This is a genomic window from Pseudomonas algeriensis (genome assembly GCF_048847255.1).
Lineage (GTDB): Bacteria > Pseudomonadota > Gammaproteobacteria > Pseudomonadales > Pseudomonadaceae > Aquipseudomonas.
The window spans coordinates 1-11,952 of record NZ_JBKKRK010000033.1 but is presented as its reverse complement, the minus strand read 5'-3'; the positions used below and the strand labels follow the sequence as shown (position 1 = coordinate 11,952).

General features: G+C 60.8%; 9 protein-coding genes. All 9 read left to right on the top strand.

Going from position 1 to position 11,952, the window contains the following annotated elements; translation table 11 throughout:
- Nucleotides 1-2,375 (top strand): type VI secretion system Vgr family protein (locus ACLK1G_RS25760; RefSeq protein ID WP_420767939.1); only part of this gene is annotated, 2,375 nt, incomplete at its 5' end.
- 16 nt (nt 2,376-2,391) lie between these two features.
- Nucleotides 2,392-3,141, top strand: a complete 750-nt coding sequence (gene tla1, locus ACLK1G_RS25755) for a toxin Tle1 chaperone Tla1 (protein ID WP_420767938.1) — start codon at nt 2,392-2,394, stop codon at nt 3,139-3,141.
- Between the two features lie 135 nt (nt 3,142-3,276).
- Nucleotides 3,277-3,783, top strand: a complete 507-nt coding sequence (gene tli1a / locus ACLK1G_RS25750) for a Tli1a family immunity protein (protein ID WP_420767943.1) — start codon at nt 3,277-3,279, stop codon at nt 3,781-3,783.
- 86 nt (nt 3,784-3,869) lie between these two features.
- The gene (gene tli1a / locus ACLK1G_RS25745) at nt 3,870-4,328 is read left to right on the top strand and encodes a Tli1a family immunity protein (RefSeq protein ID WP_420767942.1); all 459 of its coding nucleotides are present in this window, start codon (nt 3,870-3,872) and stop codon (nt 4,326-4,328) included.
- 86 nt (nt 4,329-4,414) lie between these two features.
- The gene (gene tli1a, locus ACLK1G_RS25740) at nt 4,415-4,873 is read left to right on the top strand and encodes a Tli1a family immunity protein (protein ID WP_420767941.1); all 459 of its coding nucleotides are present in this window, start codon (nt 4,415-4,417) and stop codon (nt 4,871-4,873) included.
- Nucleotides 4,861-7,239, top strand: coding sequence for a T6SS phospholipase effector Tle1-like catalytic domain-containing protein (locus ACLK1G_RS25735; protein ID WP_420767937.1), 2,379 nt, complete (start codon nt 4,861-4,863; stop codon nt 7,237-7,239). The genes tli1a (ACLK1G_RS25740) and ACLK1G_RS25735 overlap by 13 nt, the downstream gene beginning before the upstream one ends.
- A complete protein-coding gene (locus tag ACLK1G_RS25730; RefSeq protein ID WP_420767936.1) occupies nt 7,236-7,499 on the top strand; it encodes a PAAR domain-containing protein in 264 nt (87 codons plus the stop codon). The genes ACLK1G_RS25735 and ACLK1G_RS25730 overlap by 4 nt, the downstream gene beginning before the upstream one ends.
- Before the next feature lie 140 nt (nt 7,500-7,639).
- The gene (locus ACLK1G_RS25725) at nt 7,640-8,629 is read left to right on the top strand and encodes a hypothetical protein (protein ID WP_420767940.1); all 990 of its coding nucleotides are present in this window, start codon (nt 7,640-7,642) and stop codon (nt 8,627-8,629) included.
- On the top strand, nt 8,616-11,952 hold a 3,337-nt coding region (locus ACLK1G_RS25720; RefSeq protein ID WP_420767935.1), incomplete at its 3' end, for an ImcF-related family protein. The genes ACLK1G_RS25725 and ACLK1G_RS25720, both read left to right, overlap by 14 nt.

Below are 11,952 nucleotides of genomic sequence, written 5' to 3'. Positions count from 1 at the left end.
CCACCTTCTTCGACCACAGCCGCCACACCCTGAGCGTCTGCGACCTCACAGCCCATCTCGACGTCCTGGCCTTCACCGGCGAGGAGCACCTGAGCCGGCCCTACCACTACCGCATCGAATTCACCTGCACCGAGCGCGACCTGGTGGTCACCGACCTGCTCAACCGGGATGCTTACTTCAGTCTTTACCCGCTGCCGCCACCGCCGACGCCCAAGGGCTTCGCGCCGCCGGAGATCAAGCCGCTGCGCACGTTCAATGGCGCGATCACGGCGTTCAAGCGCCTGTCCGGCTCCAACGACGAAGCCCGCTACGAAATCACGTTGCAACCGCGTTTCGCGCTGCTGGCGCGGGGCAAGCAGTTTCGGATCTACCAGCACCAGTCGGTGCCGCAGATCGTCGAACACATCCTGCGCACGCGCCATGATTTCCGGGGCCAGCATTTCTATTTCAATGTAGTGCGCGACTACCCCCGGCGTGAACAGGTCATGCAATACGACGAAAGCGACCTGGCCTTCATCGAGCGCCTGCTGGCTGATGTCGGCATCTGGTACCGGGTCGTCAGCGATGACCGCCTGAGCATCGACGTGGTGGAGTTTCACGACGATCAGCGGCACTACCAGCGCGGCGTCAAGTTGCCGTGTCGCCCGCCGTCCGGCTTGTGCGCCAGCGAGCAGGACGCGGTCTGGCACCTGCAAACCGCCCACCAGGTGGTGGAAAAAAACATCAACTTTCGCGCCTACCACCATCGCGAGGCCTACGCGTTCCTCGACGGCGAGGTCGACCATACCCGCCGCGCAAAGGGCACCTACGGCGAGGCCTATCACTACGGCGAACCCTACACGGTGCTGGGCGAGCGCTACGCCCTGGACGAGGACCTGCAAAGCGAAAGTGGTTTTTTCTACGCGCGCCTGCGCCATGAACTCTACCTCAACGACCAGACCCGCCTCAGCGGCACCACCAGCAGCGCCACCCTGGCCCCGGCCCAGATGCTCGAAATCACCGGCGGCGCGCCCCAGGCCTTCGAGTTTGGCGCGGTGATCGTCAGCCTGCGCACCGAAGCGGCCCGGGACCGCAGCTTCATCGCCACCTTCCAAGCGATTCCTTACTCGGAAACCGTGTGCTTTCGCCCACCGCTGCCGCCCAAGCCGCGCATCAGCGGCACCATTCCCGCCCGCGTCAGTCACCCGGAAGTCAACCCGCCGTACGCTGACCTCGACTTCGAGGGCCGCTACAAGGTGCGCTTCCTGTTCGACCGCGACACCTGGCAAGCCGGCCGCGAAAGCGCCTGGCTGCGCCTGGCCCGACCCTACGGCGGCGACACCCACGGCCTGCATTTCCCGCTGCAGGCCGGCACCGAAGTGGCGGTGGCCTTCGAGCACGGCGACCCCGACCGCCCCTACATCGCCCACGCCCTGCACGACGACCGGCACCCGGACCCCGTCACCGCCCGCAACGAGCGCCGCAACGTGCTGCGCACCCCGAGCAACAACAAACTGCGCATGGACGACACCCGCGGGCAGGAGCACATCAAGCTCAGCACCGAGCACAGCGGCAAGAGCCAGTTGAACCTGGGGCATCTGGTGGATGCCGAGCAGACGAAGCGGGGGGAAGGGTTTGAGTTGCGCACCGATGGACATGGCGCCCTTCGTGCGGGCAAGGGGGTGTTTATCAGTGCTGATGAGCAAACCCAGGCCAAGGGCGACGTCCTCACCATGAACCCGGCCACCGCCCAGGTCGAAGGTGCCAGACAGCAGATGGCCGAATGGCAGGACATCGCCCAGGCCCACCACAGCCGCAAACCCGACCTGCGCGGCTTGGAACAACTCCAGGCCGACGCAAAAGACCTTTCGGCTGCCGCCATCCTGCTCAGCGCCCCCCAGGGCATCGGCGCCGTCACCCCGGCCAGCCTGCTGCTCAAGAGCGGCGACGCGCTGTACCTGCAAAGCCACAACGAAATCAACCTCGCCGCCGCCAAGCGGCTGTCGGCCCACGCCAACCAGGGCATCTCGCTGCTGGCCCAACAGGAAGGCCTGCGCCTGGTCTCCGGCAAAGGACCCCTGGACATCGAATCCCACGGCGATGGGCTGGGCATGAAAGCCCAGCAGGACATCACCGTGCAGTCGGTGCAGGGGCATGTGCAGGTGACGGCGAAGAATGGCCTCACCCTGGCGTGTGGGGGTGGGTTCATTCGGATTACCCCGACCGGCGCAATCGATATCCATAGCCCCGGCAAGCTGAACCTCAAGGGGCAGCACGTCTGGGAACTGCCTGCCGGGCAATCTTTTGCACTGGCGGATTTGCCGCAATCGGTGTGCAAGGAATGCCTGGAGATGGCCCGCGAAAACGCCGTGGGAATTCTTCCGCGTGAAAGCTGAAATAAGGAATACATACATGGCAGCGCCAAGCGAATGGCAACAGCAGATAGAACACGTCTGCGTGACTGCGGACATACAGCGAGTGGACCTTTTGCTGGACCAGTCCGACTGGGACAGCTGCGCTATCCCGGCCCTGAAACAAATAACGCCAGAGATAGCATGGCATTCGTTGTTTACCGGCACACCGGAGGAAAACCTGCTGGAGCAAGCGCCGCTGTTGATGCGGCTGGATCTGGCGCATTGGCAACATCGAGCCTGGCTGGAAGAACTCATGACTCACTGTGCAGCCGATGCCCGGCTATTGGTCGCGATCTCACCGTTGCCCTTCGACGCGCTCAGCCTGGCCCTGCAAACCTTGTCCCAAATGAACTGGGGTGGGCAGCCAGGCTTGTTGCGGTACTACGACCCGCGAATCTTCCCTCTGTTGATCTCCTCCATCTTGAGCGACCAACAGCGCCTCCAGTTCCTGCTCCCTGTCAGTTACTGGAGCTGGCTGGATCGGGACGGCCAGCCGCAATGGCGACGGGGCGCCAGCCAGACACGGGGGCGCATCGACATACCGCCCACCGTCGAACTGAGTGATGAGCAATGCGACCTGATCGGATGCATCTCCGATGCGCAGCAGCTTTTTGATAGCGGCCAATTTGATCAGCTTGAGGAAAGCCAGGAGCAGCGTTTCGCGTTGTTATATCGGCTGGTCGTAAAGGCAGGCAAAGAGAATTACTTCAACGATCTCAGCGAGTATGTGCGCAACTGCGCTTTTTAGTTCCAAGGAGGACCGGCAATGGTCGCGGTGGCTATTGCTGCATAACGGATCGCATGCAAAAAAAAGATTCCGGACGAAGCGGTTTTTTGCGTGATTTAGGAAGTTGATAAAAAGGACTTTTCCATGAGGCAGTTGATGTTCCGCAAATCGATAGTGCGAGGTTCTTGTGCCTTGCTGGGGTTGATGTTGCATGGGTGTTCTTCACCTGACAACAAGATGGCGGGAGGGAACTTGGCTGCCGTCAATCACACCTTGGGCGCGATTAATTGGTTTTCCGTCAACGGTTACAGGGCTCATGGAGGAGGAGGCAGTTCATGCTGCATTGTTATGCCGATCAAATGGCGCCCGGGCTTGATGGCTTATATTGAATGGGAGGTGGATCCTAATCCTTTTGCAAATGCACCGCCTTTAGGGACCGATGAGTTTCGAGTTTTTATGGTTGAGCACAAAGTTAATTATCAACGGCATAGCGCAGCGGCGGAAATTCCGGAGTGGCCAGGAACGGAATCCTGTGATTTGAAAGTGCATTTCCTGACTTGCAATCAAATCAAGGTCACTACCGCGTGTGCGGTGTACGGTCAGCCGAACTATCCCATCAAAGAAAAAAAACAGATGGAGGAGCCTGCCGTATGCCCGAAATAGAAACTAATTCGAGGGCATACAGAGTGCGGCCGTTGTTGGTGCTCAGAAGGTGGGCGTCGCAGGGGCTCTATGCCTCGCTGGGATTGATGCTGCATGGGTGTTCTTCACCGGACAACGAGATGGCGGGAGGGAATATAGAAGCCGTTAACCATACGTTGAATGCGATCAATTGGTTGTCGGTTAACGGATATAGGGCGGACGGGGGAGGAGGCAGTTCGTGTTGCATCATTATGCCGACCAAATGGCGTTCAGGCTTGAGGGCTTATATTGAATGGGAGGTGGATCCTGATCCTTTTGCGGATGCACCGCCTTTAGGAACCGACGAATTTCGAGTTTTTATGGTAAAGCACAAGATTAATTATCAACGGCATAGCGCAACGTTAGAAATCCCGGAATGGCCAGGAACGGAGTCTTGCGATCTGAAAGTCCATTTCCTGACTTGTAATCAAATCAAGGTTACTACCGCGTGTGCGGTATACGGTCAACCCAATTATCCTATTAAAGAACCGCTTGAAATGAAGGGGCCTGCCGTATGCCCGAAATAAAAACTAATTCGAGGGCTTACAAAGTGCTGCCGTTGTCGGTGCTTAGAAGGTGGGCGTCGCAGGGGCTCTATGCCTCGCTGGGATTGATGCTACATGGGTGTTCTTCAGCGGACAACGAGATGGCGGGAGGGAATATAGAAGCCGTTAATCATACGTTGAATGCGATCAATTGGTTATCGGTTAACGGATATAGGGCGGACGGGGGAGGAGGCAGTTCATGTTGCATCATTATGCCGACCAAATGGCGTCCAGGGTTGAAGGCTTATATTGAATGGGAGGTGGATCCTAATCGACACGCAAAATTACCTTCGGTCACCTCAATTGAGTTTCGCGAAGCATATGCCAAGCATTCGGCTAACTACCGGCGGCATAGCGCTACGGTAGAAATTCCGGAATGGCTGGGGACGGAGTCCTGTGATCTGAAAGTGCATTTCCTGACTTGTAATCGACTCAAGGTTACTACCGCGTGTGCGGTATACGGTCAACCCAATTACCCTATTAAAGAACTGTTGGAAATAAAGGAGCCCTCCACATGCCCGAAGTAAAAGTCAATAACTCGAAGGCTAAGGCTTGGGCGCCGCCGATTTTTCCCGTCGGGGGACGTCTGCCCGTAGAGATGCGAAAGGTGACCGAGAACTACATTAAACAAACTGCAGAGAAAAATGCTTTTCGTCGAACGACCAATGCCCGAGGGCAAAAGCGGCACTCCGCGTGCTGCTACAGTTTGCACATCAGTTTGTTTTTTGATGGGACCAACAATAACGAGGACAACGATACGAAGAAAGAGCATCCCAGTAATATTGCGAAGCTGTTCCATGCGTCGCTCAGAGGTACGCCGGCAAAAGAACGTGGCTATTTTTCCTACTACATGCCCGGAGTCGGAACCCCTTTTCCAGAAATCGGCGAGCTGGATTACAGCGAGGAGGGGTTGAAGTTCGCCACAGGTGGCGAAAACCGTATCAATTGGGCCCTTGTTTCTTTGGCTGATGCCTTGCATACAGCCCTGATCAAAAAGCCATTGTCCCAAGATCGTCGAGCAAAAGCCGTTGAGTCCATGGACACGTACATAGCTCCTATGATGAGCATCTTCGGCGCTGGTCGGCGGCGCCAAGTCATGCAGGGCCTGCTGGAACCCCTGAAAACCCATGTCCGTCAAGCCAGGCCTGAAGTCCTGGGCGTCAAGCTCTTCGTCTATGGATTTTCCCGCGGCGCGGCGCAAGCGCGCACTTTCGTGAGCTGGCTGAGCCAGCTGTTCGACACGCCGGATGAGGCCGAGAAACCGGAACAGAGTTTACTGGGCCTGCCGGTGAGCATCGAGTTCCTCGGCCTGCTGGATACCGTGGCGTCGGTGGGTATCGCCCATGTCACGCCGTTTTTTGCCGGGCACATGGACTGGGCCGATGACACCCAGCTCTTGCCGGACGCGAAGACATTTCCCGATTTCGTCAAATGCTGCCGGCACTTTGTGGCGGCCTTCGAACAACGTGCCTGTTTCCCACTGGACTCGGTTCGTAACGAGGATGGCAATTACCCATCCAATACCTATGAAGTGGTGTACCCCGGCGTGCACTCCGATGTGGGCGGTGGGTACCCGAAAAACGACCAGGGCAAGGCGCGTGGCGGTACGGATGAGCTAGTGTCGCAGATCGTTTTGCACGATCTGTACGCAGCAGCATTTGCCGCCGGAGCTCCGTTACAGGTGCCGGAAGCGGCATTGCCGAAGAACCTTGAGACACAAAAATCATGGCGTGAGATGGGGCCACAAACAGTGGGAGAGTTTGTGGTCAATCAGCAAGTCATCAAACGCTTCAACGCCTGGCACCACCAGACCCTGCAAACGACCTCGCCCGAGGACCAGGGCAGCATTTCCACTGACGGCTACCACCCCTTGCTGCTCACGACCACCGTCGAAGACACCCTGGCCGAGCAACTGGGCTGGATCACCGGCTGGCGCATCGGCCGCTATGCCAATGACCGCGAGCAGGTTGAAGATCACTATCGATACGACGACAGCTACAAGCATCAACCTTTCTTCACCGAGGCCCAGGAAGCCACGGCCTACGATACGGACCAACAGCGTAGCGAGTATGAAGACCAGAAACGGACCGTGCTGAAGAACCGCCAGAAAGAACCCGTGGCGGCGATGAATCATCCCGGCCCGCCGATCTACGAACCGCAGATCGACCAGACCCAACTGAGCCAGGCCGCCACTGAGTTCAAGCACGACTATCTGGATATCGAACGCAAACAAACCAGCAAGTACGGTACGGTCCTGGACGTGGTCATGCGCGACACGATCTATCTGCTCAACGAGAACGATGAGGTGCGCGACCACGCCAGCATCAAGGCGGCGGGCGAGCTGCGTTACGAGCAACTGTTCGATGACAGGTTCGGCAGGCCCAGCCGGGACCCTGGCCTGGCGCTGCTGGTGGCGTTGTTCGATGACCACATCCACGATTCACGGGCCTGGTTCATGCACGACAAGTTGGCATCCCGTGAGCTATGGGCCGGCTACTTCTTTTATCGCATGACCTATTTCGGCAATGAGAACAGTCGTGACCTGTCTCCGGTGGTGGTGGCCGGGCGGATGCTGGGGGTGGCGGTGCTGGCGGGCGCCACGGTGTATGGCATCAAGCGCAGCGGCACGCTGGGCGGGGTGGGTGGCGTGGCGGCCGGTATGGGCGCGGCGACCATTGGTTATCAGGTGATCGAACAGGTCAGCGGGGCGGTGGTGCCGTTTCTGCCGGGGGCGGAAAAGATTTTGCAGCCGACGCGCCATATCGGCGAAGTGGTTATCGAGCAGAAGAAACAGATCGCCCAGGACGACTATCTGCAGCGCCTCGATCGGACCGACGAGATGCTGCGGCTCGCCGGCGTGCTGGTGGAGTTTGATGGGGAGGTGGCGCCATGATGCCCGTGATCCGCCTAGGCGACTCTCTACACCCCTTCGGCGGCAAAGTGCTCGAAGGTCGTTTCCTGGCGATCGGCCGGCCGCTGTCCTGCGTGGGGGACAAGGTCCGCTGCGAAAAGCACGGCGAGAATCGCATCGCCCAAGGCGCGGGAGGGTTCAGCTTCAACGGGCAGTTGTTGGCCTTGGACGGGTACCGCTGCGATTGCGGTTGTACGTTGGTCAGCTCCTTGGCGCTGTCGTTTATATCGGTGAAGCCATGAATCGCCCGCCGCGTTACCCGCCGTTCGCCCAGCCAAGGGAACCGCGCTGGGGCCGCTGGTGGCTGGCGTTGCCGCTACTGTGGATTGTCCAGCTGGCAATCCTGGTGCCGTTCTGGCCCGAAGATCAGCCACGCCTGGCATTGTGGTTGTGGAGCGCTGTGTTGCCCTTGAGCTGGGCGCTGGCGTTGTCGTTGCGGGTGTTGCCATGGCAGATCGGCTTGTTCAGGCGCGACGTATTTCGCCGCACCCAAGACGACGATACACAGCGCTGGTGGCGCTGGCGAAGCCTGGGGTTGCCGGTGGAAGAGGTGCTGGTGTTGGGGCCGGCCGGTGATGATCAAATCCACTATCGGGGCCTGATGAACGACACGCCGCTGCCGACGCCCATGGCGCGATCCAAGGCTGCGGTGCCGTCATTGAATTGCCCGGTGATACTCAGCCAGTCCGCCGAGCGTGCTCCGGCGCTGGCGCAACACCTGGCTCGGTTGGTTTTTGAGCAAACCGGAATATTGGAGCGGTGGCCGAGGTTGCGGGCGATTGTCTGGGCGGGCGACGAAATCGAACTGGCTGCCTTCGAGAAGGTGCTGGGCAGCCACGGCACCGAGCTGCCAAAGGTGTGCTTGCCGTTGCAAGACCTGGCGGACCTGGACGAACTGATCGACATATTCAATCAAGAATGCCGTCACGCCGAGGACTGGCTGCTGTGCGCCGGGGTGGTTTCGGTGCAGGGCGCCGAAGCAGCAACGCCACCTGGCGAAGGTGGTTTTTTGTGGGTGGTGAGTCGTCAAGGGCGGCAGCTGTTGCATCGTGGTGAATACCTGTCGGGCGAGACTGACGACCCCCCCGCTGAGCTCAGCGCACAGATGCAGCGTTATGCCGGGCTGCAAGCCCCTCCGACCTGTCTGGCCATGGACCAGGCCAGCCAGCAAGCCTTCATGGCCGGCGGCTGGTCGGCGATCGAGCATCAATTGGAAGCGCACTGGGGTGAATTGGCGCATCTGGCGCCGTTTATCGGCATGTCGTTGGCGTTGTTGCATGCAAAGGAGGCCGGACAGCCCTGTGGCTGGCTGAGCCAGGATGCGGACAAACGATTGGCAATTGGAGTGGCAAAACCTCATGGCAAGGGATAACGGCGAGCCCAAGGGCTCATTGATAGGGTTGGGGTCAGGCTACCTGCTGGTCATGACATTCATGGTGCTGCTCGGTTGCCTGCTGTATCGCTTGGCGGGCCATCACCTGGAATTGCCGCCAGTCGCGTTCCAGCAATTGATGTTGTGGGGGCTGGGGACATGGGTTGCGCTCTTTTGGTTCTGCCCGATGATTTTATTGGCCTGGGATCGTTTGACGGTACGCCAGGCGCAGCGGTCCACGCCGGGAGGCATTGGCAGCGTCGCTGCGTCCCGATTGAATCCACAGCCGGATTTGAAAGACGACGAAGAGAAGCTGGCCAGGCTACGCGAAAACCTCCGCTTCCAATACGGCCCCCTCTGGCGCCACAAGGTCCGTCTGCTGCTCATCGTCGGCGAGCCCACCCAGATCGCCGCCATCGCCCCGGAGCTGGCGAAAAAGAAATGGCTCGAAGGCGAACGCACCGTGCTGCTATGGGGCGGCAGCGTCCAGGAAGAATTGCAAACCCCACTGTTGAACCCATGGCTCACCCTACGCCGTTGGCGGGCGCTGGATGGGGTGGTCTGGGCGCTGGACAAACCGCAAAGCACCGATGCGGTGACGCTGGCCAAGGGCATGCGGCACTTGCAGGGGCTGGCTCGGCGGCTACGCCGACGGTTGCCGTTGCACTTGTGGCAGGTGTGCGAGAGCGGCTGGTCCCAGGACGGGCGCGAGAGCCAGCCGGTGGGTTGTCTGTTGCCGGCCAAGGTGACGCCGTCGCTGTTGGAGGCGTGCCTGGAGGATCTGGTCGAGCCGTTGCGTTGCCAGGGCTTTGCCCAGATGAAGATCAAGAAGCGGATGCACCACGATTTCCTGCTGCGCCTGTCCCGAGATTTGCAGGCCGAGGGCATTGCCCGTTGGCGGCAGGCGCTGGCGCCGTCGTTGAGTGGGTTCAACCCGGGGGTGATGCTGCGAGGGTTGTGGTTCAGCCTGCCACTGCGCGTGACGCAAAGCGCTGACGGCGAGCATTTCTGGTGGCCGGACCCGGCGTGGCACGGCGTGCAGCGCGACAAGGCCGTCGGCGCGCGGTTGGGGTGGGGCGCGCCGCGAGTCGTCTATGGGCTGTTCATGGGCCTGGCGCTGGTGTGGGGCGCGGGGATGGCGCTGTCCTTTGTGAGCAATCGGGCGCAGATCGTCGAGGCGCAGGCCTTGTCGACGGCGTTGCAACAGTCATCCACCCAAGAGGAGCAACTGTTGGCGCTCGAAGCGCTCGTCCATGTGCTGGCTCGCCTGGATCACCGTGTCGTGTCCGGTGCGCCGTGGTACCAGCGCTTTGGCTTGAACCGCAATGAAACCTTGCTCGAACTGTTGTGGCCCCGGTATGTCGAGGCCAATAACCGCCTGGTGCGCGACCCGGCGGCGGCGAGGTTGCGCGGGCAACTGGAGGCGCTGGTCAAGCTGGCGCCGGGCAGCCCCGAGCGCGTTGAGCGCACGCGTATGGCCTACGATCAGCTCAAGGCTTACCTGATGATGGCGCGCCCGGACAAAGCCGAGGCGCCCTTGTTGGTCAAGACCCTGGGCCACGCCGAACCCACGCGTGACGGAATTTCGTCAGGGCTCTGGCAGACCCTCGCACCGAACCTGTGGCAGTTCTACGCCGAGCAACTGGCCGCGCACCCGGACTGGCGCATCGAGGCCGACCCGCGGTTGGTGGCGCAGGTGCGCCAGGTGCTGCTCGACCAATTGGGCCAACGCAACGCCGAGGCCAGCCTGTATCAACGGGTGCTGGACGACGCCACCCAGCACTATCCAGCCCTGGGCCTGCAACAGATGGTGGGCGACACCAAAGCCGCTGGGTTGTTTTCCAGCAAGGCCAGCGTGCCGGGAGTGTTCACGCGCCAGGCCTGGGAGGGCCAGGTGCGCCAGGCCATCGATGACATCACCCAGGCGCGCCGCGAAGAAATCGATTGGGTGCTCAGTGATCGCCCCGGTGACATCGATGTGCGCTTGACGCCCGGCGAGCTCAAGGCGCGCCTGACCGAACGTTATTTCAAGGACTACGCGGGCGCCTGGCTGGTGTTTCTCAACAGCCTGCGGGGCAATCAACCCAAAAGCCTGGAACAGGTCATCGACCAGTTGACGCTGATGAGCGACGTGCGCCAATCGCCGTTGCTCGCGTTGATCAATACCCTGGCCTATCAAGGGCAAGCGGGCACCCGCGTCCCGGCCCTGGGCGACTCGCTGATGAGGTCCGCGCACAAGCTCATCGGCCCGGACAAGGCCCCGCCCATAGACCCGCTGGCCGACCTGCCGAGCGGCCCGCTGGATCCGACGTTCGGCCCGTTGTTGGCCTTGCTGGGCAAGGGTGGCGCTGACCATTTGAGCCTCCAGGCCTACCTCACCCAAGTGACCCGCGTGCGCCTGAAACTGCAACAGATCAACACGGCCAGCGACCCCATGGAAATGACCCAGGCCCTGGCGCAGACGGTGTTCCAGGGCCGGGGCATCGACCTCACCGATACCCAGTCCTATGGCCGTCTGATGGCCGCCAGCCTCGGTGCGCAATGGGGCGGCGTGGGCGAAACGCTGTTCGTGCAACCGCTGGAACAGGCCTGGCAGCGAGTGCTGCAACCGTCGGCGGCGGGCCTCAACAGCCAATGGCGGCGTTCGATCGTCGAGCATTGGAACGCGGCCTTTACCGGGCGTTATCCCTTCGCCGCGACGGCCAGCGATGCTTCGTTGCCGATGCTGGGGCAAATGATCCGCGCCGACACGGGGCGCATCGAACGTTTTCTCCACAGCCAGTTGAGCGGCGTGTTGCGCAAGGAAGGCAACCGCTGGGTGGCCGATCCCCGCCACGGTCGCGGTTTGCGCGTCAATCCCCAATTCCTGGAGGCGGTCAATCAACTGAGCGATCTGGCCGACGTGCTCTACACCGACGGCGGCCTGGGCTTGAGTTTTGAACTGAGCGGCAAAGGCGTGCGCGATGTGGTGCAAACCACCTTCATCCTCAACGGAGAGAAACACCACTACTTCAACCAGAAGGAGCGCTGGCAGCGCTTCGGCTGGCCGGGACGCAGCGACTACCCCGGCGTCAGCCTGACGTGGACCAGCGTCCACACCGGCGAACGGTTGTTCGCCGACTACGCCGGCGCCTGGGGGCTGATCCGCTTGCTGGAACAGGCCACGTTCACCGCGCTGGACGATGGCGACAGCCGCTACCGCATGGTGCTCAAGGCGCCCGATGGCCTGGGCCTGACGTGGCACCTGCGCACCGAACTGGATGCCGGACCGATGGCGCTTTTGAAGTTGCGAGGGTTTACGTTGCCGGGGCGGATATTTTTGG